Origin of the sequence: Mesorhizobium sp. M4A.F.Ca.ET.022.05.2.1, from assembly GCF_003998845.1 — a bacterium.
GTDB lineage: Bacteria > Pseudomonadota > Alphaproteobacteria > Rhizobiales > Rhizobiaceae > Mesorhizobium.
On the sequence record NZ_RZOJ01000046.1, the window covers coordinates 1 to 25,741 of the forward strand.

Annotated in this window: 24 protein-coding genes and 1 pseudogene; 15 read left to right on the forward strand and 10 right to left on the reverse strand. The window is 63.4% G+C overall.

All coding sequences use genetic code 11. The features are described from left to right. Positions 1 to 70 precede the first annotated feature (70 nt). The 4 genes from EN745_RS08085 (at position 71) to EN745_RS08100 (ending at position 4,065) form a co-directional block, all read left to right on the forward strand. On the forward strand, positions 71 to 277 hold the full coding sequence (locus EN745_RS08085) for a hypothetical protein (protein WP_126054665.1): 207 nt from the start codon (positions 71 to 73) through the stop codon (positions 275 to 277). Then, entirely contained in the window at positions 274 to 1,191 is a 918-nt protein-coding gene (locus EN745_RS08090) for a DMT family transporter (RefSeq protein ID WP_127420966.1), read from the forward strand. The genes EN745_RS08085 and EN745_RS08090 overlap by 4 nt, the downstream gene beginning before the upstream one ends. Positions 1,192 to 1,202: 11 nt before the next feature. After that, positions 1,203 to 1,994 carry an ATP12 family chaperone protein gene (locus EN745_RS08095; RefSeq protein WP_127420967.1) on the forward strand — a complete coding sequence of 264 codons (792 nt, stop codon included), beginning with the start codon at positions 1,203 to 1,205 and terminating at the stop codon, positions 1,992 to 1,994. A 184-nt stretch (positions 1,995 to 2,178) separates the two neighbouring features. Next, positions 2,179 to 4,065 carry an MFS transporter gene (locus EN745_RS08100; RefSeq protein ID WP_126054662.1) on the forward strand — a complete coding sequence of 629 codons (1,887 nt, stop codon included), beginning with the start codon at positions 2,179 to 2,181 and terminating at the stop codon, positions 4,063 to 4,065. 77 nt (positions 4,066 to 4,142) lie between these two features. Here EN745_RS08100 and EN745_RS08105 read toward each other — a convergent pair whose 3' ends face one another. Further along, positions 4,143 to 4,340 (reverse strand): DUF2735 domain-containing protein, encoded by a 198-nt coding sequence (locus EN745_RS08105; RefSeq protein WP_126054661.1) that lies wholly within the window; start codon positions 4,338 to 4,340, stop codon positions 4,143 to 4,145. A gap of 308 nt (positions 4,341 to 4,648) precedes the next feature. On the opposite strand from EN745_RS08105, the gene EN745_RS08110 reads away from it, so the two are divergent. Beyond that, complete coding sequence (locus EN745_RS08110) at positions 4,649 to 5,689, forward strand: glutamine synthetase beta-grasp domain-containing protein (protein ID WP_127420968.1); 1,041 nt, start codon at positions 4,649 to 4,651, stop codon at positions 5,687 to 5,689. Positions 5,690 to 5,884: 195 nt separating this feature from the next. Here the strand turns inward: EN745_RS08110 and glnA are convergent, their stop codons facing one another. Both glnA and EN745_RS08120 read right to left on the reverse strand, forming a co-directional pair. Then, the gene (gene glnA, locus EN745_RS08115; protein ID WP_126054659.1) at positions 5,885 to 7,294 is read right to left on the reverse strand and encodes a type I glutamate--ammonia ligase; all 1,410 of its coding nucleotides are present in this window, start codon (positions 7,292 to 7,294) and stop codon (positions 5,885 to 5,887) included. A 59-nt stretch (positions 7,295 to 7,353) separates the two neighbouring features. Next, complete coding sequence (locus EN745_RS08120; protein ID WP_006205430.1) at positions 7,354 to 7,692, reverse strand: P-II family nitrogen regulator; 339 nt, start codon at positions 7,690 to 7,692, stop codon at positions 7,354 to 7,356. 358 nt (positions 7,693 to 8,050) lie between these two features. Here EN745_RS08120 and EN745_RS08125 point away from each other — a divergent pair, with 358 nt between their 5' ends. Then, the gene (locus EN745_RS08125) at positions 8,051 to 9,586 is read left to right on the forward strand and encodes an NAD(P)H-hydrate dehydratase (protein WP_127420969.1); all 1,536 of its coding nucleotides are present in this window, start codon (positions 8,051 to 8,053) and stop codon (positions 9,584 to 9,586) included. After that, the gene (locus tag EN745_RS08130) at positions 9,583 to 11,580 is read left to right on the forward strand and encodes a hypothetical protein (RefSeq protein WP_127420970.1); all 1,998 of its coding nucleotides are present in this window, start codon (positions 9,583 to 9,585) and stop codon (positions 11,578 to 11,580) included. The genes EN745_RS08125 and EN745_RS08130 overlap by 4 nt, the downstream gene beginning before the upstream one ends. Positions 11,581 to 11,585: 5 nt before the next feature. Here the strand turns inward: EN745_RS08130 and waaF are convergent, their stop codons facing one another. Next, entirely contained in the window at positions 11,586 to 12,605 is a 1,020-nt protein-coding gene (waaF, locus tag EN745_RS08135) for a lipopolysaccharide heptosyltransferase II (RefSeq protein WP_127420977.1), read from the reverse strand. A gap of 162 nt (positions 12,606 to 12,767) precedes the next feature. On the opposite strand from waaF, the gene EN745_RS08140 reads away from it, so the two are divergent. Further along, the gene (locus EN745_RS08140; RefSeq protein ID WP_127420971.1) at positions 12,768 to 13,163 is read left to right on the forward strand and encodes a DUF6165 family protein; all 396 of its coding nucleotides are present in this window, start codon (positions 12,768 to 12,770) and stop codon (positions 13,161 to 13,163) included. 49 nt (positions 13,164 to 13,212) lie between these two features. Here EN745_RS08140 and EN745_RS08145 read toward each other — a convergent pair whose 3' ends face one another. Then, positions 13,213 to 14,283: a M48 family metallopeptidase gene (locus tag EN745_RS08145; RefSeq protein ID WP_127420972.1), complete on the reverse strand. Its 1,071-nt coding sequence runs from the start codon at positions 14,281 to 14,283 to the stop codon at positions 13,213 to 13,215. 5 nt (positions 14,284 to 14,288) lie between these two features. Further along, positions 14,289 to 15,821 (reverse strand): acyl-CoA carboxylase subunit beta, encoded by a 1,533-nt coding sequence (locus EN745_RS08150; RefSeq protein ID WP_127420973.1) that lies wholly within the window; start codon positions 15,819 to 15,821, stop codon positions 14,289 to 14,291. 405 nt (positions 15,822 to 16,226) lie between these two features. Here EN745_RS08150 and EN745_RS08155 point away from each other — a divergent pair, with 405 nt between their 5' ends. Continuing rightward, entirely contained in the window at positions 16,227 to 17,648 is a 1,422-nt protein-coding gene (locus EN745_RS08155; protein WP_189362991.1) for a DEAD/DEAH box helicase, read from the forward strand. A gap of 99 nt (positions 17,649 to 17,747) precedes the next feature. Here the strand turns inward: EN745_RS08155 and EN745_RS08160 are convergent, their stop codons facing one another. Beyond that, positions 17,748 to 18,725, reverse strand: a complete 978-nt coding sequence (locus EN745_RS08160) for an alpha/beta fold hydrolase (protein ID WP_127420975.1) — start codon at positions 18,723 to 18,725, stop codon at positions 17,748 to 17,750. A gap of 68 nt (positions 18,726 to 18,793) precedes the next feature. After that, positions 18,794 to 19,636 (reverse strand): SDR family oxidoreductase, encoded by an 843-nt coding sequence (locus EN745_RS08165; RefSeq protein ID WP_126054651.1) that lies wholly within the window; start codon positions 19,634 to 19,636, stop codon positions 18,794 to 18,796. 215 nt (positions 19,637 to 19,851) lie between these two features. On the opposite strand from EN745_RS08165, the gene EN745_RS08170 reads away from it, so the two are divergent. The 4 genes from EN745_RS08170 to EN745_RS08185 are packed head-to-tail and all read left to right on the forward strand — an operon-like array spanning position 19,852 to position 23,083. Beyond that, the gene (locus EN745_RS08170) at positions 19,852 to 20,886 is read left to right on the forward strand and encodes a cysteine synthase A (protein WP_127406365.1); all 1,035 of its coding nucleotides are present in this window, start codon (positions 19,852 to 19,854) and stop codon (positions 20,884 to 20,886) included. Beyond that, entirely contained in the window at positions 20,886 to 21,629 is a 744-nt protein-coding gene (locus tag EN745_RS08175) for an alanyl-tRNA editing protein (RefSeq protein ID WP_127420976.1), read from the forward strand. Before EN745_RS08170 ends, EN745_RS08175 begins: the two co-directional genes overlap by 1 nt. Positions 21,630 to 21,662: 33 nt before the next feature. Next, positions 21,663 to 22,514: a 3-mercaptopyruvate sulfurtransferase gene (gene sseA, locus EN745_RS08180; RefSeq protein ID WP_126054649.1), complete on the forward strand. Its 852-nt coding sequence runs from the start codon at positions 21,663 to 21,665 to the stop codon at positions 22,512 to 22,514. A 5-nt stretch (positions 22,515 to 22,519) separates the two neighbouring features. Then, the gene (locus EN745_RS08185; RefSeq protein WP_126059073.1) at positions 22,520 to 23,083 is read left to right on the forward strand and encodes a GNAT family N-acetyltransferase; all 564 of its coding nucleotides are present in this window, start codon (positions 22,520 to 22,522) and stop codon (positions 23,081 to 23,083) included. Between the two features lie 12 nt (positions 23,084 to 23,095). Here the strand turns inward: EN745_RS08185 and EN745_RS08190 are convergent, their stop codons facing one another. After that, a complete protein-coding gene (locus tag EN745_RS08190) occupies positions 23,096 to 23,506 on the reverse strand; it encodes a GFA family protein (protein WP_127407764.1) in 411 nt (136 codons plus the stop codon). Between the two features lie 186 nt (positions 23,507 to 23,692). On the opposite strand from EN745_RS08190, the gene EN745_RS08195 reads away from it, so the two are divergent. Both EN745_RS08195 and EN745_RS08200 read left to right on the forward strand, forming a co-directional pair. Beyond that, positions 23,693 to 24,250: an OmpA family protein gene (locus EN745_RS08195; RefSeq protein WP_127407763.1), complete on the forward strand. Its 558-nt coding sequence runs from the start codon at positions 23,693 to 23,695 to the stop codon at positions 24,248 to 24,250. A 278-nt stretch (positions 24,251 to 24,528) separates the two neighbouring features. Then, positions 24,529 to 24,996 (forward strand): DUF1203 domain-containing protein, encoded by a 468-nt coding sequence (locus EN745_RS08200; protein ID WP_126054646.1) that lies wholly within the window; start codon positions 24,529 to 24,531, stop codon positions 24,994 to 24,996. Positions 24,997 to 25,358: 362 nt separating this feature from the next. On the opposite strand, the pseudogene EN745_RS08205 reads toward EN745_RS08200, so the two are convergent. Further along, positions 25,359 to 25,741 (reverse strand): annotated as a pseudogene (locus tag EN745_RS08205) (alanine dehydrogenase); the annotation flags it as partial.

Sequence of the window (25,741 nt, forward strand, 5' to 3'; positions counted from 1 at the left end):
AGCTGGAACCTGCTCGGCTTCGACGAGCAGAACGCGGACGACTAGGGACGACTAGGAGAGGAACTGGGCCATGGGAGGAACCACGCTCACCAACCAGTTGGTCGGATGGCTGCCTTTTCATCATGATTTTTCTCGTGTGGCTCATCTTACGCGCCGCGCTGCTGCCAGGCAGGGATCGGTGGCGGAGATCGGCCGCGAGAACACTGAGGCGGTCAGACAAAACACCGAAGCACTGAAAGCACTGCTTGCTAAGTTGGAAAGCCAATCGAAGCAATGACCACGGCAACCGAAATGGGCCGTCGCGATGCAGTCGACATGGCGGCCGCCACGATCATGGTCGGGCTGACCTTCTCCTGGGGGCTGAACTACGTCGCCGCCAAGGTTTCCTACGCCGGCTATGATCCCGTCTTCGTCTCGATCGCGCGCTCGATTCTTGGCGGGCTCTGCGTGCTCGGCTGGTGCCGGCTGCGCGGCATCAAGCTGTTCAGGCCGGATGGGACGCTAGTCGCCGGCGTCGTTGTCGGCGTGCTCTTCGGCGTTGAATTCCTGTGCCTCTATATCGGGCTGGAATACACAACCGTTGCCCGCAACACGCTACTGGTCAACACCATGCCGTTCTGGGTCCTGATCGGCAGCCATTTCCTGCTCGGCGAGCGCATCAACGCGCGCAAGCTGGGCGGGCTTGTTCTCGCCTTCTGCGGCCTTGCGGCGGTCTTCTCCGAAGGCATCGTTGCCGGCAACAATGCGACGCTCACCGGCGACCTGCTCAGCCTCGGCTCAGGGATTCTGTGGGCGATGACCAGCATCGTCATCAAGCGGTCGAAACTGGTCGACACGAGCGCCGAGAAACTGCTGCTCTATCAGCTGGCCGGCGCCGTGGTCGTCGGTCTGCTGGTCATGCCTTTTGCCGGCGCGCCGATCCGCGCGGTCACGGCCTTGCCGACCTTGGCGCTGCTGTTCCAGTCTTTCTATATCGTCGCCTTCACCTATGTATTGTGGTTCTGGTTGCTGACGCGCTATCCGGCGGCGGGCTTGTCGAGTTTCGCCTTCCTGTCGCCAGCCTTCGGTGTCTTGTGCGGCGCGGTGCTTTTGGGCGAGCCGCCGACGGTCAGGATTTTCCTGGCGCTTGGCCTGATCGCCGCTGGCCTTATCATCGTCAACCGGCCGGCGCGCAAGCAAATCCTGGGTTAGAGAGTTCCGACATGCGTGACATCCTCAACGACCTCGAAGCGGGAAAGCAGCTTTCCGATCCCGATCCCGTGCGCCGCGCCCAGATCCAGATGAAGACGCCGCTGCCGAAGCGCTTCTACAAGGCCGTTGCGGTCGTGCCGGCGGAAGAGGGCTTTGCCGTCCATCTCGACGGTAGACCGGTGCGCACGCCGGGCAGGGCGTTGCTGGCGCTGCCGACCGAGAAGGCGGCGGCCCTGGTCGCCGGCGAGTTCGACGCGCAAGGCGAGGTCATCGATCCAGTGGCCATGCCGGTCATGCGCCTCGTCAACACCGCCATTGACGGCGTCGCCAGCGATCCGCAAGCGGTGTTGGAGGACATCCTGCGCTTCGCCTCGTCCGATCTGCTGTGCTACCGCGCCGACGGTCCGCAAGGGTTGGTCGACCGGCAGAACCAGCTTTGGGATCCGGTCATCGACTGGGCGCGCAGCGCGCTTGGCGCCCGCTTCCATCTCGCCGAAGGCATCGTTCATGTCGAGCAGCCGCGCGAGACCATTGCCGTTCTCCGCGCCCATCTTGCGCAGCGCATCGAGCCCATGCGGCTCGCCGCCATCCATGTCATGACCTCGCTGACGGGCTCGGCGCTGTTGGCGCTCGCCGTCGACTTCGGCGAACTCGACGGCGAAGCAGCCTGGGCCGCCGGCCATGTCGATGAGGACTGGCAGATCGAGCATTGGGGCCAGGACGCCGAGGCCGTGGCGCGCCGCTCGGCCCGCAAGCGCGACATGATGGCCGCAGTCAGCCTGCTCGACGCGCTGAAAGCCTGAGGCCGCGCTCTGCTTTCGCACTGCACCTAATACGAAAGTCATAATCCCATCGTCGCTCTGCCGTTGCCCGGCGCTTTCTGTCATTTTTTCGCCCGTAGCTGCGTTTTTGAGTCCGCGTTCGGAGGAGTTGCGGGCGGTGGCGCAGCCATCGAGGACAGACGGGATCCCACGGGAGGACATATCAATGGCAATGGCATCGACCGCCGGCGGAACAAGCCGCGGCATGACGCGGGAAGAGAAGAAAGTCATCTTCGCTTCCTCGCTCGGCACCGTTTTCGAATGGTACGATTTCTATCTTTACGGCTCGCTGGCGGCTTTCATCGGCGCCACATTCTTCTCGTCGGCGCCGGAAGCGACGCGCAACATTTTCGCGCTGCTTGCCTTCGCCGCCGGCTTCCTGGTCCGCCCCTTCGGCGCCTTGCTATTCGGCCGCATCGGCGATCTTGTCGGCCGCAAATACACCTTTCTAGTCACCATGACGATCATGGGCCTGTCGACCTTCCTGGTCGGCCTCTTGCCCGGCTATGCCAGTTGGGGCATCGCCGCACCGATTATCCTGATCGGGCTGCGCATGCTGCAGGGCCTGGCGCTCGGCGGCGAGTATGGTGGCGCCGCGACCTATGTCGCCGAACACGCGCCCGACGATCGCCGCGGCTTCTACACCTCCTGGATCCAGACGACCGCGACACTCGGCCTGTTCCTGTCGCTGATCGTCATCCTCATCGTCCAGGGTTCGATGAGCAAGGAAACCTATGCCGATTGGGGCTGGCGCATTCCCTTCATCGTTTCCTTCGTGCTGCTTGCCATCTCGATCTGGATCCGACTGTCGCTCTCGGAATCGCCGACCTTCCAGCGCATGAAGGAAGAAGGCAAGGGTTCGAAGGCACCGCTCTCGGAAGCCTTTGGCCAGTGGAAGAACGCCAAGATCGCGCTGCTGGCGCTGCTCGGCCTCACCGCCGGCCAGGCCGTGATCTGGTATAACGGCCAGTTCTACGCGCTGTTCTTCCTGCAGAACGTGCTGAAGGTCGACCCGCAGTCGGTCAACATCATGATCGCGATCGCGCTTGCCGTCGGCTCGATCTTCTTCGTCGTGTTCGGCTGGCTCTCCGACAAGATCGGCCGCAAGCCAATCATCATGGCCGGCCTCGCTTTGGGTATCGTCTGCACCTTCCCGCTGTTCAAGGCGCTGACCAAGGCGGCCAATCCGGCTCTTGCCGCCGCGCAGCAGAACACCCGCGCGACGGTGACCGCGGCACCCGGCGACTGCAAGTTCCAGTTCAACCCGGTCGGTACGGCGAAGTTCACGACATCCTGCGACATCGCCACCTCGTTCCTGACCAAGAACTCGGTGCCTTATGACGTGGTCGCCACGGCGGCACCCGGAACGGCCGCCTCGGTCAAGATCGGCAACGAGACGGTGGAATCCTACGATGCCGTTGCCGCAGGCGATCAGGCCAAGGCCAAGGACGCCGCTTTCGTCAAGGCGGTCAACATGTCGTTGCGGGATGGCGGCTATCCGCTGAAGCGCGCGGCGATCAAGGTTCCGGACCAGAAGCTCGACGCCTTCATCGCGGCCAATCCCGAGCTCAAGCTCGACGCGGCGGCGATCCGCGGCGGCGAGAAGACGACCGTTGCGGTCGACCAGGCGGTTAAGGACAAGCTGCTGACCAAGGATGAGGCGGCGGGTGCGCCTGAGATCACCGTCTACAACATTCCGGGCGGCGGCGCCTTCGCCATGTTCGCCGATCCGGCCGCGGTGAACTGGCCGATGACCATCGGCATCCTGTTCATCCTCGTGCTTTTCGTGACCATGGTCTACGGACCGATCGCAGCAATCCTGGTCGAGATGTTCCCGACCCGCATCCGCTATACCGGTATGTCGCTGCCCTACCACATCGGCAATGGCTGGTTCGGCGGCCTTCTGCCGGCGACAGTGTTCGCGCTCAGCGCCTACAAGGGCGACATCTACTATGGCCTCTGGTATCCGGTGGTGATCGCGGCGATGTCGCTGATCATTGGCATGATCTTCGTCAGGGACACGCTCGGCACCGACCTGCACACCAAGCAGTAGCCGGTCGGCTGCGATACAAAAAAGCCCGGCGTGAGCGATCACGCCGGGCTTTTTCCATTCGCAAGTTTGCGGGAGACTCAGCTCTTCTGCCGCTGGCCTTCTTCTTCCTCGATCGCCGCTTCGTGGTACCAGCCGTCAAAATCGGCATGCGTGTTGCGCAGCGAGGCAAGCTCTGCCGCGAACTTGGCCTTTGCGCCTAAATTTGAGGCAGCTTTGCGCCCTGCCAGAGGGAACATCAAAATCTTCGCCGACGGACGGGACGGGGTGACTTGCATTGGCGATCTGCCTTCTTCTCCAGGAGCCAGTCGATTCATCTGTTTCCAAGATAGGTCGTGCGACTCATTTAAGCAATATGCCCACAAAAAGATCAGTATTTGCCTATTATTTATGCAAATAATGCTTCTGATCGATCCGGGCGCATCACTGAGACGGCTCAGCAAATTCAACGCTTAGCTTTGACCATTTTGCCGCACCCACCGGGACAAGTGTGGCACACGAATTGCTTTTTAACGATCGGCAGGTCGGCTCAGCCCGGCCATGCGTCGTCGCCCTGCGCGGTGATCAAGCAACGAGAGGCTCTAGAATGACCAAATACAAGCTCGAGTATATCTGGCTCGACGGATACACCCCGGTCCCCAATCTTCGCGGCAAGACCCAGATCAAGGAATTTGCCGAGTTCCCGACGCTCGAGCTGCTGCCGCTGTGGGGCTTCGACGGCTCCTCGACTCAGCAGGCCGAAGGCCACAGCTCCGACTGCGTGCTGAAGCCGGTCGCCGTGTTCCCGGATCCGGCCCGCACGAACGGCGTGCTGGTGATGTGCGAAGTGATGATGCCCGATGGCGTGACGCCGCATGTCTCCAACAAGCGCGCCACCATCCTGGATGACGAGGGCGCCTGGTTCGGCTTCGAGCAGGAATATTTCTTCTACAAGGACGGCCGTCCGCTCGGCTTCCCGGAGAGCGGCTATCCGGCGCCGCAGGGCCCGTACTACACCGGCGTCGGCTATTCGAATGTCGGCTCGGTCGCGCGCCAGATCGTCGAGGAGCATCTCGACCAGTGCCTCGCCGCAGGCATCAACCACGAAGGCATCAACGCCGAAGTGGCCAAGGGCCAGTGGGAATTCCAGATTTTCGGCAAGGGCTCCAAGAAGGCCGCCGACCAGATGTGGATGGCCCGCTACCTGCTGCAGCGCCTGACCGAGAAATACGGCATCGACATCGAGTACCACTGCAAGCCGCTCGGCGACACCGACTGGAACGGCTCGGGCATGCACGCCAACTTCTCGACCGCCTATATGCGCGAAGTCGGCGGCAAGGCCTATTTCGAAGCGCTGATGGCTGAGTTCGACAAGAACCTGCTGGATCACATCGCCGTCTACGGCCCGGACAACGACAAGCGCCTGACCGGCAAGCACGAGACCGCGCCGTGGAACAAGTTCAGCTACGGCATCGCCGACCGTGGCGCTTCGATCCGCGTGCCGCACTCCTTCGTCAAGAACGACTACAAGGGCTATCTGGAGGATCGCCGTCCGAACTCGCAGGGCGACCCCTACCAGATCGCTTCGCAGATCCTGAAGACGATCGCGTCGGTCCCGGCCAGCGGCCAGGTTTCGGCCGCCGCCTGATCCAAGCCGGGGCGCGTTCGCGCTGCGACGGGTACTCTGCGACAAGAAAGCCCCGGCGGAAACGCCGGGGCTTTTTTTGCATGGGAATCGCCGGCGATCACGCCGCGCGACCTGAGCGCCGCCACCATCGGCGACAATAAAAAAGCCCTCGGAGGGAGACCTCCGAGGGCTCTAAATCTCAATCCGATCAGAAGTTTAGATCGAATAGTACATGTCGTATTCGACCGGATGCGGGGTCATCTCGAAGCGCATCACCTCGGCCATCTTCAGCTCGATGTAGCTGTCGATCTGGTCGTCGTCGAAGACGCCGCCGGCCTTGAGGAAGCCGCGGTCCTTGTCGAGGCTTTGCAGCGCCTCGCGCAGCGAGCCGCAGACGGTCGGGATCTTCTTCAGCTCCTTCGGCGGCAGGTCGTAGAGATCCTTGTCCATCGGCTGTCCCGGGTGGATCTTGTTCTTGATGCCGTCGAGGCCGGCCATCAGCATGGCGGCGAACGCGAGGTAGGGGTTCGCGCCCGGATCGGGGAAGCGGACCTCGACGCGCTTGGCCTTCGGCGACGAGCCGAACGGAATGCGGCAGGACGCCGAGCGGTTGCGCGCCGAATAGGCGAGCAGCACCGGCGCTTCGTAACCCGGCACCAGGCGCTTATAGGAGTTGGTCAGCGGATTGGTGAAGGCGTTGATCGCCTTGGCGTGCTTGATGATGCCGCCGATGTAGAACAGGCAGCTCTCCGACAGGCCGGCATATTCGTTACCGGCGAAGGTCGGCTTGCCGCCCTTCCAGATCGACTGGTGGACGTGCATGCCCGAGCCGTTGTCGCCGAACACCGGCTTCGGCATGAAGGTGGCCGTCTTGCCATAGGCGTTGGCGACCTGGTGAACGACGTACTTGTAGATCAGCATCTTGTCGGCGTTGCGGACCAGCGTGTCGAACTTGATGCCGAGCTCATGCTGGGCGGCGGCGACCTCATGGTGATGCTTCTCGACGCGCACGCCCATCTCGGCGAGCACGGTCAGCATTTCCGAGCGCATGTCCTGGGCGGAATCGATCGGCGGCACAGGGAAGTAGCCGCCCTTGATGCGCGGACGATGGCCGAGATTGCCGGTCTCGTAGTCGGTGTCGTCGTTGGACGGCAGTTCGGTGGAGTCCAGGCGGAATCCGGTGTTGTAGGGATCGGCCTTGTACTTGACGTCGTCGAAGACGAAGAATTCGGCTTCCGGGCCGACGAAGATCTGGTCGCCGATGCCTTCCGACTTCATGTAGGCCTCGGCCTTCTTGGCGGTGCCGCGCGGGTCGCGGTTGTAGGATTCGCCGGAGACCGGATCAAGGATGTCGCACAGGATGACCATGGTCGACTGGGCGAAGAACGGGTCCATGTGCACCGTGTCGGGATCGGGCATCAGCACCATGTCGGACTCGTTGATCGCCTTCCAGCCTGCGATCGAGGAACCGTCGAACATGACGCCGTCGGCGAACATGTCTTCCTCGACTTCGACGACATCCATGGTGACGTGCTGCAGCTTGCCCTTCGGATCGGTGAAGCGCAGGTCGACGAATTTCACGTCGTTGTCCTTGATCTGCTTCATGATGTCTTTGGCTGTCGTCATGTCATGTATCCCTGTTTGATGACGTTTTTTGATGATGACGTTGCAGAAAGATGGGGGCGTCAGACGGCGTCCATTCCGGTTTCACCGGTGCGGATGCGCACGACTTCCTCGATGTTGGAGACGAAGATCTTGCCGTCGCCGATGCGGCCGGTCTGCGCCGCCTTGCGGATGGCCTCGATGGCGCCTTCGACGGCGTCGTCGCCGAGTACCACTTCGATCTTCACCTTGGGCAGGAAGTCGACGACATATTCGGCGCCGCGATAGAGTTCGGTGTGGCCCTTCTGCCGGCCGAAGCCCTTGGCCTCGGTCACGGTGATGCCCTGCAGGCCAGCCTCCTGAAGCGCTTCCTTCACTTCGTCCAGCTTGAATGGCTTGATGATCGCTTCGATCTTTTTCATGTAAAAAGTGGCCTCCACTGCCAAAAAGACGGGTTGTGTACCCCGCTTGCGCCTCCATCAAGCACGAACTGTGCCAAATCCTGCGGATTCGAGGCGGTATCGGGCGATTTCATCAATTGTCATGCCCGGATGCATATTCGCGTCATTCGCTGCATTGGAAGCGTCATGGACGCTCGAAGCCTATACATTGCCGATCCTCCCGTCCGCACAATAATTAGGCAAATAGCGTAATTTGCAGGCATTTCTGCCCATTGGCGCATTGCATCGAGCGATGCGTTTCTGAGCAGTGGCAGGTGTTTCGCTGTTTGCTTCAAACCGAAAACTGGACAATGCTTCACCGGAGAGCGGACCGCAATCCATGAGCAACGAACTTTTATCTCCGGTTGAAATGGCCGAGGCCGACCGGCTGGCGATCGCGGCCGGACCGCTCGACGGCTATGGCCTGATGCGACGGGCCGGCGAGGCGGTCGCCGCCGTTGTGCTGGCGCGTTACCCGGCGGCCTCAAGCGTCCATGTTCTCTGTGGTCCCGGCAACAATGGGGGCGATGGCTATGTCGTGGCGAGATTGCTGGCCGAGGCCGGTGTCAATGTCGCGGTGTGGGTATCGGGCAAACCGCGAGCCGGCAGCGATGCCGCGATTGTCGCGGCGGAGTGCCCCGCAAAAGCTCGACCGCTCGCGGCATTTGCCGCCGAGAAAGGCTCCATTATCGTCGATGCTCTCTATGGGGCAGGACTCTCGAAGCCCCTGTCCGGTCACGACGCCACGGCGATTGAAATGGCCAGGGAAATCGATCTGCCGGTGATCGCCGTCGATCTACCCTCCGGCGTCTCCGGTGCAAGCGGTGCCATTCTCGGCGCGGCATTCAGCGCCGAGGTCACGGTCACCTTCGCACGCAAGAAACCCGGTCATCTGCTGCTGCCGGGGCGGGAACGCTGCGCTGAGGTCGTGCTGGCGGACATCGGCATTGGCGATGCGGTCATTGCGCAGCTTGGCGTGTCGACGTTCGAGAACACCCCCTCGCTCTGGCGAGCTGATTTTCCAGTCCCGGCCACCGACGCGCATAAATACAATCGCGGCCATGTCGGTGTGTTTTCCGGCGGGCCGTCCGCAACCGGCGCCGCGCGCTTGTCGGCGCTTGCCGCCGCGCGGGCAGGGGCAGGGGCGGTGACCGTGCTGTCGCCAGCGAACGCCATGCAGGCGAATGCCGCGCACCTGACTTCGATCATGTTGCGCAGGACCGACACTGTCGTCGACCTGAACGACTTCATCGGCGAACGGCGGCCGTCGGCCTTTGTCCTCGGACCTGGCTTCGGCGTTGGCGAAAGGACACGGGATCTTGCCTTGGCGATACTGAGGGCTGGACGGCACGGTGCGGCCGGCGGGATCGACGGGCTGGTGCTCGATGCCGATGGCATCACCTCGTTTCGCGATGAGCCTGACATCCTCTTTGAGGCTGCTCACAAGCCGCACGCTCCCATATTGGTAGTGACGCCGCATGAAGGTGAGTTTGTCCGCCTGTTTCCGGACATTGCTGCAGACAAGAACCTCTCCAAGTTGGCCAGGGCCCGCGCGGCCGCCCAGCGCGCCAATGCGGTCGTCGTCTACAAGGGCGCCGATACGGTGATCGCGGCGCCGAACGGCCTGGCGGCCATCAACAACAATGGCGCGCCATGGCTTGCCACCGCCGGGTCGGGTGACATTCTGGCCGGCATCATCGCCGGGCTTGTGGCGCAAGGCATGGCAGTGTTCGAAGCAGCGGCGGCGGCGGTCTGGATCCATGCCGAGGCCGGTAACCGCTTCGGTCCGGGGCTGATCGCCGAGGATTTGCCGATCGCCATGGTTCCGGTGCTGCGAGAGTTGGTCGCAGCCCGTCAAGCTGAGGCCCTCGCATGAAGCGACTTGCGCTCGTCTTGTCGATCATCTTCGCGCTGCCTGCGCCGCATGGCGCACGCGCCGAGGCACCGGTGACCATCGTCGACGATCCAGCGGTGCTTGCCGCGCTCGACGCCAAGGGATTCTCATTCGCCGGCGTGTTCAGCGTCGACGGGAAGGATGATTTGAAGACCCTCTACGACAAGGCGCCGGCCTATCATGCCATCGTCGAGACGGTCGCTGCCGACGTCGCCGCGCTGCGCGCCGAAATGAAGGCCGGAGGGCGACCGCTCTACGAGGTTACCGACGGCAATATCGGCCGCATCATGGACATGCGCTGGCTCAAGACGGAAGCGGCGCGCTTTCGGCTGGTCGGCGTCGTCAACCGGCTCGACCGGCGCGATTTCGCCGCCTTGAGCCGTGACCAGGGTTGCGGCGAAGTGCGTTTCATCTACCGCCTTGCTTACAGCTTCAGGAAGAACGGCAAGGTGCTGGCCTCGCGGCTGCCGTTCAATTTCAACGCTGTCTACAGTGTCGCGCCGGATGCCGATGGCGGCTGCGTCGGCGTTGCCGGGCGCTGGACGCCGCAACTCGACGAGGCCGTCGATGCCGGCTGGCTGGCCGGCGGGCCGCTGGCGCCGGAAGAGCTCACATTCAAGCAGCTCGAACTCAACGCGCAAGTGGTACGCTTTCCCTCCGGCCAGGAGACCGAGTTCGGCGGGCAGGCCGCCTACCTCATGCGGATTTTTGGGATCGATGGCGCCACCGTCAGCGAAAAGCCGCTGGAGAACACGCCTGACGTCGCGCGGCTGTCGGAAGATGCCGTGCTCAAGAAAAAGCTCGCCGACTATGTCAGCGCCAATGTCGGCGCGGTCGATCTCGGCGTCTACGAGATACCGGACGAGTTCCTGGCGAAGAAGGTCATCTCGTGGTCCACCTTCGGCAGCGCGCGGCAGGCCAATCATCCGTTCACGCCGCTGTTCCAGCCTGCGGATTTCGCCGGGCTCGACTATTCCGCGCTGCGACTGGTGCGCACACCGGAAGCGCTGGTCGAGCGCCTGGACAATGGCGCCTGCCAGGGCTGCCATCAGGCAGGGTCCACCGCCGGCTTCCATTTCATCGGCCTGGACGACAGGACGACGTCGCCGCTCAACCGGATCGAGGTCGGCATCTCGCCGCACCTCCATGCCGAAATTCCGCGCCGCGAGGCCTGGCTGCGGGCCACGACCGAAGGCAAGGAGCCGGACCGTTTGCGTCCGCTGTCCTTCGCGCCACCGGCGGCCTGGAAAGACACCGAGGTTGATTACGCGCCGGCGGAAGCGGCGATGCCGTGCCTGATGCCGGAGGATGCCGCCCGCTTCGGCCGGACCTGGCAGTGCGGCGGCGGCACCGTCTGCACGCCGCTCGCCACGGCTTCGGGGGTGCGCACCAGGCTGGCGCAATGCCTGCTGCCCAAGGACAGCAGGGCGATGTTTTCCGGCCATCCGTGTCTGACGGGATCGATCGCCAGCAATCCGTCGCAACCCTTCAACGACCGCTACACCATCACCGGGCAGTTCGCCGCGTTCGCCTCTGACATCTCACGCACCGCCTACACATGCCGGCCGCCGAAGATCGGCGTGCCGGCCGGCATCGCATATCGCGGCTGCGACGACAAGGACCGCACCTTCGCCGCCCTCAAGGCCGGCAAGCCGATGCCGAACGAGATCTGCGGCCTGGTCGGCGGCAAGAAATTCGACACCTGCGTGGCGACCAACAATTTCGACCAATGCCTCGGCGGCGCGGTCAATCGCGGCAACCGGCCGGCCTGCTCGGCTGACCATTTTTGCCGCGAGGACTATATGTGCCAGTCGCTGCCGACGGACACGCCGGGCGCCGCCAAGGTGAAAGGCATCGGCTTCTGCTCGCCGACCTATTTCATCTTCCAGATGCGCATCGACAACCACGCAACGCCATGGGCGAGCGCTGCGCGCGCGACGATGGGTGCGGGTTTCGGAGCGGCGGAAGAGGAGTAGCGATATCAGGCGCCTGGCGGGCGGCGCGGTTCCGCGAAGGCAGCAGCCAAGGCCTCGCGCACCCTTTCCTCGCTGACACCGGATGTATCCTCGATCCAACTCGGGGTCGAAATGGGCGGCTCGAGAAAGCGGACATGGTCATTGACCGGCCCATGTACGTAGGAAAGGTTCGAGCCGAAGATCTGCACGCAGGGAATGTTCAAGGCTGCCGCGGCATGGGACATGCCGCCATTGACGCCAAGGAACAGCGCTGACGCGCCAAGCTGGTACATCACGTCGATCAGCGGCGTCGTGGTGAAATCGATCGCTTGCGGCACCTCGGCGCGGATCCGGTTCGCCGCATCATGTTCGCGAGGGCCGCCGACAATCCATACCGCCCAGCCGCGGCTGCAATAGTCCTTGGCGATCGAGATGAAGCGCCCCATCGGCCACGATCGCGGACTCGTCATATCTCCGGTGAAGATGGCCAGGGCCGGCGTGCCGGCTTCGACACCGGCGCGGCTGCGCCACTCATCCAGTTCCGCGCCAGGAATGACCAGCTGCGGCGCTGGCCAATCGACGTTCGCCGGCTTTGCGCCCAGCGTGGCAATGGAGCATACCTCCTCGTAGAGGCGTGTCTTGCGCGGACCGAACGCCCACAAATGCCGCAGCCAATCAGCAGGAAGGCGATTGACCAACCCGAACTGCAACTCCTGCGGATAGCCGATGCGTTCCGGAATGCCGGCCAAGAACGGAATCAGGGCCGCTTTGATCGTGCTCGTCATGAGATAGGCCGTGCCATAGTTCTGCTTGCGAAGCTCGCGTATCAGGTCGCGGCGCTCTGCCAGACCGAGTTGCATATGCCGCTTCTTTAGTGCCCAGGCCTTGCGGACATGCGGCATGAAGCGGGCAAAGGATACGTTTCCGGGCGATGTCACGACGTCGATCGGGCGCTCGGGAAACCGTTCCGCGAGGATGCGGATGGCCGAATGACAGCGGACGAAATCGCCGACCGCCGGAAAGCCGACCAGAAGAATTGGATTCAAGGCGAACACCCTTTTTGCTTTCTCTTTCCGCGCCGGAGCATTCCCTGCCGTCCGGGAGATTGACTTGACTCGTTTCGGCTGCCTATTGCCGCTACGCTTTCCGGCGGGTCCATATTCCCAGCCGGTGAATTTTGACAAGGCTCATCAGAAAAGGGCAATAGCATGGTCCGCCCCATACTCGTCGAGATCGCCCCCGGCGAATTGCTGGACAAGATATCGATCCTCGAGATCAAGGCGGCAAGCATCGCCGACGCGTCCAAGCTGGCCAACGTACTGCACGAGCTGGAGCAGCTATCGCATGTTCGCGACGAACACATCCCCAGTTCAGAGGCGCTGGCTGGCCTCTACGCCGAGTTGAAGGCCGTCAACCAGGCGCTCTGGGTCATCGAGGACGATATCCGCATCGAAGAGCTCAACAAGCGATTCGGCGATCGTTTCATCGAGCTCGCCCGCGGCGTCTACCGCACGAACGACCGCCGCGCCGCCTTGAAGCGCGAGATAAACCTGCTGCTGAGTTCCGCGATCATCGAGGAAAAATCCTACGAGAACTACGAGTAGGACGGTCTCACAGCGGGGTGTTGTCGCGGCAGCGTGCGGCACGAACCCCTCAGCGTTGGAGATAGTCCTCCATCTGCCCGGTCCATCTGCTGTTGAACGCAGCGATCTGTTGTTCGGCCGTATCCGGGCTCAGCAGCGTCGAGAGCGCTGTCCGACGTATCGGGGCGATCTCAGGCGCTTCGACGTACCCAAGTGCTGCCAACCGCTGTGCCCATGAGGGGTGCGTCGACTTGCCGTCGTCCGGACGCACCCACGCCTTTTGCGCGCAAGCGTTCAGGTACTGGGCTTGCGACAGCTCCCCGGCCGCTTCCAACAGGCGGGCAAGTGGCGGTCGCGGCGGACGCAAAGCGCCCATCACCTCGCGCCGCAGCGGCTCATAGACTTTCTCGGCGAAATGTACGTCTGCCGCCGCGACGAGCAGGAGCGCGCGCGCCGCTTGTTCGGCATTTCCGGATGTCGCAGCGTGGCGATCGGCCTTGATCTCCGCCTCGCGTGAAAGTCGGATGTCTTCCCGCTCGAACGATTCCGACAGCCAGCCGATAGCCGCATGGAGGAGGCTGCCCGATATCGTCACCCCAGGTGGCGCGTACTCGAACACGAAGCCGAAACCGTTCTCGAACTCGGCAAGGTTGAGGCCGCCATTGGTGTCCTTGTTGCGCACATGCGCGTCTTCATGGGCAAGAATTGCCGCAAGAGCATTTTCGTCGGTAACGACGAGCAAGGGGATGCCGACCGTCAAAAATAGCCGGCGGCCGAGAAGACCAAGAAGCGTGCGCTCCTCCCGCACGCTGGCGTTCAAGCTGTCCTCCAGCGCAATCACGGTGCGGGCGGCTCTGCGCGGGCCGGCGACTTTTTCCCACTGGTCCCACAGGCCAGGTGCCTCCGCCCGGCTCACTCCCTTGACCTTGCTGCGCCGAAAGCCGGCAAACAATGTGCCGAATAGAAAAGCCGCCGCGGTGGTCGAGATCGGCATGACGAGAAATCCGCCGGCGATGAACCAGACTGGATGGCTGTCGAGCAGCGACATCCAGACACAGAAGATGATGGCTGCGGGGCCCACGAAAAACAGCACCCCGAACCTGCCGAACCGCCGCCCAGCGCTGATGATGAAGCGCGACATTCAGGTCACAACGGGATGTTGTCGTGCTTCTTCCAGGGGTTCTGCATGTCCTTGTTGCGCAGCATCCTGAGCGCCCGGGCAACGCGGCGACGGGTCGAATGCGGCATGATCACCTCGTCGACATAGCCGCGTTCGGCGGCGACGAAGGGCGATAGGAAGCGATCCTCGTAAGCCTTTGTATGCGCTGCGATCTTTTCCGCGTCGCCGATATCCTTGCGGTAGATGATCTCGACCGCGCCCCTGGCGCCCATCACCGCAATCTGTGCCGTCGGCCAGGCATAGTTCATGTCGCCGCGCAGATGCTTTGACGCCATCACGTCATAAGCCCCGCCATAGGCCTTCCGGGTGATCACGGTGATCTTCGGCACGGTCGCCTCGGCATAGGCGAACAGCAGCTTGGCGCCGTGCTTGATCAGCCCGCCATATTCCTGCGCGGTGCCCGGCAGGAAGCCGGGAACGTCGACGAAGGTGACGATCGGGATCGAAAAGCAGTCGCAGAAGCGAACGAAGCGCGCCGCCTTGCGGCTGGCGTCGGAATCGAGCACGCCGGCCAGCACCATCGGCTGGTTGGCGATAAAGCCGACGGTGCGGCCCTCGACGCGGCCGAAGCCGGTGACGATGTTTCTGGCAAAGCTTTGCTGGATCTCGAAGAAGTCGCCTTCGTCGGCAACCTTCAGGATCAACTCCTTGATATCGTATGGCTTGTTGGCGTTGTCGGGGATCAGCCGGTCGAGCGATAGATCGTGATCGGTCACTGACTGGTAGCATTCGATCTCGGGAATTTCCGACGTATTGGAGGCCGGTAGCAGGTCGACCAGCCGGCGCATCTGCAGCAGCGCCTCGACGTCGTTGTCGTAGGCGCCGTCGGCGATCGACGACTTCGTGGTGTGGACGGAGGCGCCGCCGAGGCTCTCTGCCGTCACCGTCTCGTTGGTGACGGTCTTCACCACGTCCGGCCCGGTGACGAACATGTAGGAGGTGTCGCGGACCATGAAGATGAAGTCGGTCATCGCCGGTGAATAGACGTCGCCGCCGGCGCAAGGGCCCATGATCAGCGATATCTGGGGGATCACGCCGGAGGCGAGCACGTTGCGCTGGAAGATCTCGGCGTAGCCGCCGAGGGCGGCCACGCCTTCCTGGATGCGAGCGCCGCCGGCGTCATAGAGACCGATGATAGGCGCGCGGTTGCGCAGCGCCATCTCCTGAACCTTGACCACCTTCTCGGCATGCGCCTCCGACAGCGAGCCGCCGAACACGGTGAAGTCCTTGGCGAAGACATAGACCGGGCGGCCGTTGACCGTGCCCCAGCCGGTGACGACGCCGTCGCCGGCGATCTTGGTCTTCTCCATGCTGAAATCGGTCGAGCGGTGCTCGACATACATGTCGAACTCCTCGAACGAACCCTCATCGAGGAAGACGTCGATGCGCTCGCGGGCGGTGAGCTTGCCTTTCTGGTGCTGGGCGTCGATGCGGGCCTTGCCGCCGCCCATGCGGGCGATCTCGCGGCGGCGCTCGAGTTCCTTCAGCACGTCCTTCATCGCGGTCCCCCAAACGGATAGCTGCGTTTGTGGTAATGATGCGCGCAGGGGAGCGCAAGCGCCGCGTTTGCCATGGTTTTTGCTGCATTGCAGCATGCGGCCTTGCATTTCGAGGCGAACTCGTCCATATGCAGCGGCATAGGCGCTTGGGCCGGCATTGTCCGGCCTTCTCGACGAATGAGACTGGTTGCGTCTGTTTTCCCTCTTTCCGGTGTTCGGCCCCTCTTTCCGGTACATCACAAAGTGGCGAAAAAGCCCCGAGGCATGAAGCTTGCGGGCACGACAGCGCAGCCGCGCGGACGATCCCGTCCGCCGCCTTGTCGTTCCATGACAATTTTTCGACGGCAGGTTGCGCCCTGCCGCCATCGATGTTTGCGGCTACAGGCCGCGTGAAAGAAGATTATTTTGACCAACGAAAACACAGCGGAACAGAATGGTTTCGCCGCGCTCGGGATCTCCGGCGCGCTGCTCAAGGCCACTCATGCCGCGGGCTTCACCGACCCGAAGCCGATTCAGGTCCAGGCGATCCCGCCACAGCTGGAAGGCCGTGACATTTTCGGCATCGCCCAGACCGGTTCGGGCAAGACCGCGGCCTTCGCGCTGCCGATCCTGTCGAAGATCATTGGGCTCGGCACCAAGCGCCGGCCGAAGACGACCCGCGCGCTGATCCTGGCGCCGACCCGCGAGCTCGCCGTTCAGATCGAGGACACCATCAAGATCCTCGCCAAGGGCGCGCATGTCTCGACCGCGCTCGTGCTCGGCGGCGTCTCGCGCTTCAGCCAGGTGAAGAAGATCGCGCCCGGCGTCGATATCCTGATCGCCACGCCCGGCCGGCTGACCGACCTGGTGCGTGAGGGCGATCTGATCCTCGCCGACACTAAATGGCTGGTGCTCGACGAAGGCGACCGCATGCTTGACATGGGTTTCATCAATGACGTCAAGCGCATCGCCAAGGCGACCGCGCCCGACCGCCAGACGGCGCTGTTCTCGGCGACCATGCCGGACGAGATCGCCGAATTGGCGAAAGGCCTGTTGAAGACCCCGGTTCGCGTCGAAGTCGCGCCGCAAAGCACGGCGGCGGCTGAGATCGTGCAGAGCGTCGTCCTTGCCCGCTCCAAGCAGAAGCGCCAGGTGCTGTCCAAGATGCTCGCCGATGAGGCGATGAAGTCGGTCATCATCTTTTCTCGCACCAAGCATGGCGCCGACAGGGTGACCAAGGATCTCGATCGTGATGGCTTCAAGGCCGCAGTCATCCATGGCAACAAGTCGCAGAATGCCCGCCAGAAGGCGCTCAACGATTTCCGCGACGGCTCGGTCCGCATCCTGGTGGCGACCGACATAGCCGCGCGCGGCATCGACGTGCCAGGCATCAGCCATGTCGTAAACTTCGATCTGCCGGACGAGGCGGAAAGCTATGTCCACCGTATTGGCCGCACCGGCCGCAACGGCAGGGACGGCATCGCCATCACGCTTTGCGACCCGTCGGAGAACGCCAAGCTGCGCCAGGTCGAGCGGATTATCCGCGCCAAGTTGCCGGTCGTTGCCGACCATCTCGGCAGCCCCGATCCCCAGCGCAACCCTGCCGAAAGGAACGAGCGTCATTTCGAGCCGGCTAACGACCGTGAACACCATGGCGGCCGTCGCGACGGCAGGCGTCCCGGCGGCGGCAACAACGGCTTCGGCAAGAAGCGTTTTGGCGGCAAGCCCAGTGGCGATCGTCCCGTCGCGGGCAAGCCGCAGGGCGAGCGTCCTGAGGGCCGCAAGCCTTTCAAGGGCAACAACAAGCGCCGTTACGGCGGCAAGCGGCCATCGACCCGGGCTGCCTGAAGCAGCGATCCGCCGGGCCTCCTGAACTGGCTTGATACGCCGGTAATCGACTGAACAGGGCGGCTGGAGCGATGCTTCGGTCGCCCCTTTTGTGACGGACTACTGCCCGGTCAGCGCCTTGACCCAGACGACAATCCGCTCGGCGAGGACGACGGTTGTCGACGGCGACAGGGCGTCGCCGGCAATGACGTGGTTGTCGACGTCACCGGTGTCGTCGACCGGCACCAGCTCGTGCGGCGCGCCCCAGCGTCCGGCGATTTCGCGGGTGCGGTCGGGCCGCACCACCTTGTCGGAATCCGAAAAGATGAAGAGGGCGGGGATGGTCGCCTTTTCCACCGGCGCCGCATAGGCGAGCTCGGTCAACGCCTGCATCGGCAGCGTCGCCGCTATCGGGTATTGGTGGGTCCAGAACCTTTCATGCAGCGCATTGCGGGTCGGGAAGCTGCGCTCCTTGCCGCCGACCAGCTCGGCGATCTGTTTGCCCCAGGGTTTGGTGAGCAGTTCGGCGCCGGACGCCTTGACGCCGAAGTTGGGCGAAATGAACGCGATCGCCGCAACCCCGTCCGAGGCGCGCGGCTCTGTCGCGGCCCATGCCGCCAGCGAGCCACCCGTCGAGGTGGCAATGACGATCACCCTGTCGCCGATCGCCCGGCCAATGGCGAGCGCCTCCTCGTAGTCGTTGATCCAGGCATTGACGCTGCCCTCGGCCATCGCGGCGCCGTCCTGGCCGTGGCCGGTGAGGCGCGTGTAGAACAGGTTGGCATCAAGCTCATCGGCGACGTCATCCGGCAGCGGCCGGACCTCGCCCTTCGAGGCCGAGAAGCCGTGGATGTAGACGATGGACAGCGGCGTCTTGGCGTGAACCATCGGATTTGCCCAGATGATCTCCTTTTCCAGCCCGTCGCGGATGTTGGGCACGGCGGCCTCTTCGCGCGCCAGATAGGCCTGCGGATCGTCGCCGATCGCGGACGGGTCGAAACGGATCTTCGTGTCGACGGGTACGCGCGGGCCGAGCACGAAGGCCATGGAGAAGACGACCGCAAGCCCCAGCACCGCAAGCACGATCCGCCGCCCCATTACAGACTCCAAGCAACAATTCTCAACCTATGGCCGTGCCTGCCGACAGGCAACACCCGTGCGCCGGCCTAAGTCGCCTGGTCCGGGCCCATTTCGTGCGGCAGCTTGCGGTCGAAATTCAGCGGCCGTGCCCTCCAGCCGGTCGTGACGCCGATCACCCAACGGCAGATCGGTCGCGGCAAGAGGCCGAGCAATTTCAGCGGCCAGCTGATGCGGTAGGGGAATGTGACCTCGAAGCCACCTTTCTCGATGCCGCGCACCATGCGGCGGGATGCGCGGTGGACAGGCATCAGCCCCGGCATTGGCAGCGTGTTCTTTTCCGTCAGCGGGGTGTCGACGAAGCCGGGGTTCATCACCTGAACCCGGATGTTCATCTTGTCGAAGTCGTATTTCAACGACTCCGCCAGGATGTTGATCGCCGCCTTGGTGCCGCCATAGGCGGCGGTGGTCGGCCAACCTGAATAGGCGGTGACCGAGCCGACGAGTACGACATGGCCGCGTCCGCGCACGCGCATATGCTCAACGACGGGCACCAGGCCATTGACGATGCCGAAATAGTTGACGTCGAAGGAGCGGCGGAAATCGCTCACCACGAGGTGCTCACCGGGCGTGGCGATGTAATTGCCGGCGTTGAAGACCGCGAGCACGATCGGCCCCATGTCCTTCTCGATCGCGGCGGCCGCCCTTGCCATGCCCGTCTCGTCGGTGACGTCACAAGGATACGACTTCACATGCCCGGGCATCTGCGCCGTCTCGACGATCAGCGTGTCGATCGGATCGTCCGCAAGCGCCGTCACCGCGACGGCATAGCCCTTCGCGGCAAGATCCTTGGCCAATGCGCGGCCGATGCCGCTGCTGCCGCCCGTTATCCAGGCGACGCCATGCTTCGGGTTGGCCCGGTAGAGTGTCATGCTGTGTCCTGCCAATGTGTCGGTAGTGCTCTAGCGGCGAAGAAATCGAATGAAAAGAGCGCTTTTCGGCGCAAGGTTGAAATGCATGCTGGAACACAGCATCTGAATTCAGGAGATTGCAGTGCCTGAAATGCGACTGGACCAGGCGAATTCTTGCCTTGAAACCGGGGCTTTGGGTTTCTAGGGTCTCGCCGCACCTACACAAGGAATCCTTGATGCCCCGTTCTGTGATCGACGCGATCGGCAACACGCCCCTGATCCGCCTCAACAAGGCCTCGGAAGCAACGGGCTGCGAGATCCTGGGCAAGGCCGAATTCATGAATCCGGGACAGTCGGTCAAGGACCGCGCAGGCCTGTTCATCATCCGCGATGCCGAGCAGCGCGGGCTGCTGAAGCCTGGCGGGATTATCGTCGAGGGCACGGCCGGCAACACCGGCATCGGCCTGACGCTGGTTGCCAAGGCGCTTGGCTACCGCACGGTGATCGTCATTCCGGACACGCAGAGCCAGGAGAAGAAGGATACCATCAAATTGCTCGGCGCCGAGTTGATCGAAGTGCCGGCGGTGCCCTACAAGAATCCGAACAATTACGTGAAGCTGTCGGGGCGTCTGGCCGAACAATTGGCGCGCACCGAGCCGAACGGTGCGATCTGGGCGAACCAGTTCGACAATGTCGCCAACCGCGACGGCCATATCAGGACTACGGCCGAGGAAATCTGGACCCAGACCAACGGCAAGGTTGACGGTTTCGTCTCGGCGGTCGGCTCGGGCGGAACGCTGGCCGGTGTCGGGCTCGGGCTAAAAGGCAAGAGCAGGGACGTGAAGATCGCTCTCGCCGATCCGCTGGGGGCCGCGCTCTACAGTTTCTACACCAGCGGCGAATTGAAGGCCGAGGGTAGCTCGATCACCGAAGGCATCGGCCAGGGGCGCATTACCGCCAACCTCGAAGGGTTTACGCCCGACTTCTCCTTCCAGATCCCCGACGAGGAGGCGCTGCCGATCGTCTTCGACCTTATCCAGGAGGAGGGGTTGTGCGTCGGCGGCTCGACCGGCATCAACATCGCCGGCGCGATCCGCCTGGCGCGGGAGCTTGGCCCCGGCCACACCATCGTGACCATGCTTTGCGACTACGGCACGCGCTACCAGTCGAAGCTGTTCAATCCCGAGTTCCTGCGCGAGAAGAACCTGCCGGTGCCTCGCTGGATGGAAGAGACCGCCGACATTTCGGTGCCCTTCGAAAAGGTCGCGTGATGGTGCACAAAACGGAAGCTCTGTTTCGCGATGACGCCTACCTGAAGGAGGCCGAGGCAGCGGTTGTCGCAATCAACGATCGCGGCGGCGTCGTTCTGGACCGGACGATCTTCTACGCAACCTCGGGCGGCCAGCCGGGCGACACCGGCTTGCTGGAGCGCGCCGACGGCAGCCGCGTCGCGATCGCCGCCACCATCACCGGCGAGACCAAGGACGAGATCATCCATGTGCCGGCGCCCGGACAAGCGGTGCCGACGATTGGCGAACGGCTGAAGCTTGCCATCGACTGGCAGCGGCGGCATCTTCTGATGCGCATGCACGCGGCCTGCCATCTGCTCACCGTCGTTTGCCCGTTCCCGATCACCGGCGCGGCCGTTTCCGTGGACGACAGCCGGGTGGACTTCGACATTCCCGATGCCGGCTTCACCAAGGAGGATGTGACGGCGAGACTCATGGAGCTGGTGCGTGCCGACCATCCGATCTTCACCCGGCTGATCACCGACCAGGAGCTCGCCGCCAATCCGGGCCTGGTGAAATCCAAGAACGTGCGTCCGCCTGTCGGCACCGGCAATATCCGTCTGGTTTGCATCGGCGACAATGCCTCGATCGACAGCCAGCCCTGTGGTGGCACCCATGTGAGGAGCACCGGAGAGGTCGGCGAGATCCATATCGGCAAGATCGAGAAGAAAGGCCGCGAGAACCGGCGTTTCCGCATCCGCTTCGGGCCGATGCCGGCGATCTGATCGACGGCACTGTTGCGGGATGGGAGGAGAAAAATGGCTGAAGATAGTCCTTTCATCGTCGACACGGATTGGCTTGAGAAGCGCTTGGGCGAGCCCGGCCTGACGATCATCGACGCGTCCTGGTATCTGCCTGCGCAAAAGCGCGATGCGCGCGCCGAATATGAGGCGGCGCATATTCCCGGCGCCCGCTTCCTCGATCAGGACGCCATTTCGGACCCGGATTCCGGGCTTCCGCACACCCTGCCGTCGCCGCAAGATTTCGCGCAGTATGTCGGCGCCATGGGCGTTTCGGCCGACGACACGATCGTGGTCTATGACGGCCCGGGCTATTTCTCGGCGCCGCGCGGCTGGTGGATGTTCCGGGTCATGGGCGTCTTCCAGGTCTACATCCTGAGCGGCGGCTTCGATCGCTGGAAGGCGGAGGGGCGCCCAGTGACAGCGGAGCCGACGAGGATCGCGCCGTGCATCTTTCACGCCGACTTCGATGCCGCGCGGGTCGTCGGCCTCGCCGAAATGCGCCGCATCGTCGACGGGCGAGAAAGTCAGATCGCCGATGCGCGATCCGCCGGCCGTTTTGCCGGGACCGATCCGGAGCCGCGCGCCGGCATCCGCTCCGGGCATATGCCTGGCGCCCGCAACGTACCGGTCACGGCATTGGCCGAGAACGGCGAGCTGCTGCCCAGGGATCGCTTGCGCAAGGTGATCGAGGATGCCGGCATAGACCTGTCGAAGCCGGTCGTCACGTCATGCGGCTCGGGCATCACAGCGGCGGCGATTACGCTGGCGCTGGAGACGCTTGGCCACACCGACAACAGGCTTTACGACGGCTCATGGACCGAATGGGGCGGGCTTGCCGATACGCCCGTGGTGACGGGCAAGGAATGACGGTGATGGAAAACGGCGCGCTGGAGGACATCGACGTCACGGTGACGTTTCTCGAAATGCATGCGCCGCCGGCCGCGTCGCCGCCGGTGCCGTATAACCGACAGGTCGCGCTCCTGAAGACCAGGGATATCCCGCTGCATTTCTACCGCTACCTGATGGATCGGGTGGGGCGCAAATGGCATTGGGTGAATGTGCTGAGGCTGAGCGACGAGGAGCTTTCAGCGGGCCTCCATCGCGAGGACCGCGACATCAGGGTGCTCTATCTCGACGGCGCGCCGGCCGGCTTCTTCGACCTCAAGCCGCATATGCCGGAAGAGGTGGAACTCGCCTATTTCGGCATGATGGAGCATGCGCATGGACAAGGCATCGGCCGCTGGTTCCTGGGCGCCGCGATCTCTGCCGCCTGGTCGCATGGTCCGAAGCGGGTGACGGTGCAGACCTGCACGCTCGACCACCCGGCGGCACTGCCGCTCTACCAAAAGCTCGGCTTCACACCGGTTGCGCAGAAGAAGGAGATCGTGCACCCGCTCTCCTTCGCCGAGCGATCCGCGAGCGTCATGCGGCCGTAGTATCGATGCCGCCTACGCCACCGGTGGCGGCTGGCCCTCGAAGGTTGGCAGCGAGGTGTCGATGCAGGCCCAGGCCGGCGCCTTGGCCGTCCATATCGTCGCACCGGGCCTGATCATGTTCGGATCGTCGAGCGTGCCCGCGCGCACAAAAATGAGATGCGGGCGCGTCTCCGCCTCGCTGAAGAGATGCACCCCGCAGGCTGGGCAAAAGCGCCGGTGCATCCTGTTGCCGCTATCGGCCACGCTCTCATAGTCGCGCGTCTCGCCGGCGATCTTGATCCGCGCGGTCAGGAAGCAGACGCTCACCGCCGCGTTGCCGGCCGCGATATACTGGCAGAAGCGGCACCAGCACAGGCGCGTGGTGATCGGCTCCGCGCTGCTTTCGTAGCGGACTGCGCCGCACAGGCATCCTCCGGTGATCATGCTCGGATCCTCGCCAACTCCGTCAACCGCTGCCGCGTTGTTCCGGGATCATCATGGCGCGGAGCGACATGTCTGGCCAGTCGGAAAACTTGGCATCTGTTCGTTCATCCTCGCTTCAGGCCGACTTTGCCAAGGTGTCGGCAAGATCAACGCGCCCGTCAGAAGGACGGGCCGAAGGAGAATGACATGCTGACCCGACGTACATTTGCCGTTGCCATGATTGCGGCACTTGCCATGCCGAGCCTTGCATTTGCCCAGGCCACCACGCCTTCCGCCGCGACGATCGAGCGCCAGCTCGAGGCAGCGCCCAGGGTGAAGCTGCGCCCCAATCAGCGCGTCACCATCCGCGAATTCAAGCGCCGGCCGGACCTCAGGCGCATGGCGCGCTCGATCGACATCCAGTCGATCAACTTCGCCTTCGGCTCGGCTGCGATCTCGGAGCCGCAATACGGCAAGATCGAAAACATCGCCGATGCGCTACACCGCATCCTGCGGCGCAATCGCGGCGCCCGCATCCTGATCGAGGGCCATACCGATGCGGTCGGGTCCTTCCAGTCGAACCAGATCCTCTCGGAGCAGCGCGCCGCCTCGCTGAAGCGGACGCTGGTGCGCGAGTTCGGCGTGCCCGGCCATGCGCTCGAAACCGTCGGCTATGGCGAGGAGTTCCTGCTGGTGCCGACACAGCAGGAGAACTGGCGCAACCGCAGGGTGACCTTGCGCCGCCTCGACGACTTCATCCGATAGCGCCCGCGTCAGGCCTTCGCCTGGATCGCCGTTCAAAAGAGCCCGGCTTGAATGACCCGGGCTCTTTCCATTTCGCTTGATGTCCAGGGCCAACGAAGATCGCGCGAGTGGATCCGACGATGACGATACGTGTGATAATGGCCGGCGCGACCGGCTGGGTCGGCAAGGCGCTGGTGCGCGGGCTCGACGCGCTCATCGACTGACGCTGCTTGGCAGGAATCGGGTGGGAAGCGTGCCGGGGACCGCATAGTTCCGGTCAGCGACACCGGAGATTTGCCATGCCCATCCAGTTCAAAGCCCTGCCGACCGACGATGTGAGAACCTTGCAGCGCGGCGGGGCGGACGCCTATGGCCACAAGCCTGAGCGCCAGATTTCCGATGGCGACGGCGTGCCGTGCCGGCATTGCCTCAAGAACGTCGGCGCCGGCGAAGCGTATCTCGTCCTGGCCTACCGGCCGTTTCCCGAGTTGCAGCCCTATGCCGAGACCGGGCCGATCTTCCTGCATGCGCAGGAATGCGAACGCGCGCCGGACGACGAGGCGCTCCCCGAAATGCTCGAGAGCAGCGACTATATCGTGCGCGGCTATGGCCGCAATGACCGCATCGTCTATGGCAGCGGCGGCGTTATCCCGACAGTCGGCATCGCGGCGCGCGCCGAAACGCTGTTCGAGCGCGACGACATCGCCTACATCCACGTCCGTTCGGCGCGCAACAATTGCTACCAGTGCCGCATCGAACGCGCCTGAAGACAAAAAATGCCCGCCGATCGTCTGGCGGGCAGTTGGGGAAAAGCCTGCGACAGAAGAGAAAGCAGCCTTCAGGCCGATGTGACTAGGCATGTTTTTCGAATGCCGAATGTGAAGTGCTTCACAATGGCGACACGGATCCGCATAAATGTCGGCGAGACTGTCGTACTCCCGTCGCAATTACTTGCTAGAAGGCAAGTGTTGATCGATTGCCGACCGCGGATGGACCGGCGGCACGTCTCAACATCGAGGAAGCGGGGCTTTGGCTCCGCTTTTTTGTTGTCCGCACTTTTTCCGTGCAAAGCAAAACCCGCCGGACGAAGCCGGCGGGCGACAGGAGGAAACTTCTTCTCGCGCAGGTGTCAGGCGGCGAGCACCGCCTTCGGCTCGACCAGCTCGTAGCCGAGCGCTTCGGCGACCGCGCGGTTGGTGATCTTGCCCTTGTGGACGTTGAGGCCGTTGCGCAGATGATGGTCGTCGACCAGTGCCTTGAGGCCCTTGTCGGCAAGCTGCAGGCCGAAATGCAGCGTCGCGTTGTTGAGGGCGTGCGCCGAGGTGACCGGTACCGCCCCTGGCATGTTGGCGACGCAGTAGTGGATGACGCCGTCGACCTCGTAGGTCGGTTCGGCATGGGTCGTGGCGTGCGAGGTCTCGAAGCAGCCGCCCTGGTCGATGGCGACGTCGACGAGCACGGAACCTTTCTTCATGCCGGACAGCATCTCGCGCGTCACCAGCTTCGGCGCCG

Coding starts and splice junctions, on each gene's coding strand:
- EN745_RS08095 (WP_127420967.1), top strand. CDS start 1,203: ATGCGTGACATCCTCAACGACCTCGAAGCGGGAAAGCAGCTTTCCGAT.
- EN745_RS08120 (WP_006205430.1), bottom strand. CDS start 7,692: ATGAAAAAGATCGAAGCGATCATCAAGCCATTCAAGCTGGACGAAGTG.
- EN745_RS08090 (WP_127420966.1), top strand. CDS start 274: ATGACCACGGCAACCGAAATGGGCCGTCGCGATGCAGTCGACATGGCG.
- EN745_RS08140 (WP_127420971.1), top strand. CDS start 12,768: ATGGTCCGCCCCATACTCGTCGAGATCGCCCCCGGCGAATTGCTGGAC.
- glnA (WP_126054659.1), bottom strand. CDS start 7,294: ATGACGACAGCCAAAGACATCATGAAGCAGATCAAGGACAACGACGTG.
- EN745_RS08160 (WP_127420975.1), bottom strand. CDS start 18,725: ATGGGGCGGCGGATCGTGCTTGCGGTGCTGGGGCTTGCGGTCGTCTTC.
- EN745_RS08190 (WP_127407764.1), bottom strand. CDS start 23,506: ATGATCACCGGAGGATGCCTGTGCGGCGCAGTCCGCTACGAAAGCAGC.
- EN745_RS08170 (WP_127406365.1), top strand. CDS start 19,852: ATGCCCCGTTCTGTGATCGACGCGATCGGCAACACGCCCCTGATCCGC.
- EN745_RS08165 (WP_126054651.1), bottom strand. CDS start 19,636: ATGACACTCTACCGGGCCAACCCGAAGCATGGCGTCGCCTGGATAACG.
- EN745_RS08150 (WP_127420973.1), bottom strand. CDS start 15,821: ATGAAGGACGTGCTGAAGGAACTCGAGCGCCGCCGCGAGATCGCCCGC.
- sseA (WP_126054649.1), top strand. CDS start 21,663: ATGGCTGAAGATAGTCCTTTCATCGTCGACACGGATTGGCTTGAGAAG.
- EN745_RS08130 (WP_127420970.1), top strand. CDS start 9,583: ATGAAGCGACTTGCGCTCGTCTTGTCGATCATCTTCGCGCTGCCTGCG.
- EN745_RS08110 (WP_127420968.1), top strand. CDS start 4,649: ATGACCAAATACAAGCTCGAGTATATCTGGCTCGACGGATACACCCCG.
- EN745_RS08105 (WP_126054661.1), bottom strand. CDS start 4,340: ATGCAAGTCACCCCGTCCCGTCCGTCGGCGAAGATTTTGATGTTCCCT.
- EN745_RS08175 (WP_127420976.1), top strand. CDS start 20,886: ATGGTGCACAAAACGGAAGCTCTGTTTCGCGATGACGCCTACCTGAAG.
- EN745_RS08100 (WP_126054662.1), top strand. CDS start 2,179: ATGGCAATGGCATCGACCGCCGGCGGAACAAGCCGCGGCATGACGCGG.
- EN745_RS08085 (WP_126054665.1), top strand. CDS start 71: ATGGGAGGAACCACGCTCACCAACCAGTTGGTCGGATGGCTGCCTTTT.
- EN745_RS08185 (WP_126059073.1), top strand. CDS start 22,520: ATGGAAAACGGCGCGCTGGAGGACATCGACGTCACGGTGACGTTTCTC.
- EN745_RS08200 (WP_126054646.1), top strand. CDS start 24,529: ATGCCCATCCAGTTCAAAGCCCTGCCGACCGACGATGTGAGAACCTTG.
- EN745_RS08125 (WP_127420969.1), top strand. CDS start 8,051: ATGAGCAACGAACTTTTATCTCCGGTTGAAATGGCCGAGGCCGACCGG.
- EN745_RS08195 (WP_127407763.1), top strand. CDS start 23,693: ATGCTGACCCGACGTACATTTGCCGTTGCCATGATTGCGGCACTTGCC.
- EN745_RS08145 (WP_127420972.1), bottom strand. CDS start 14,283: ATGTCGCGCTTCATCATCAGCGCTGGGCGGCGGTTCGGCAGGTTCGGG.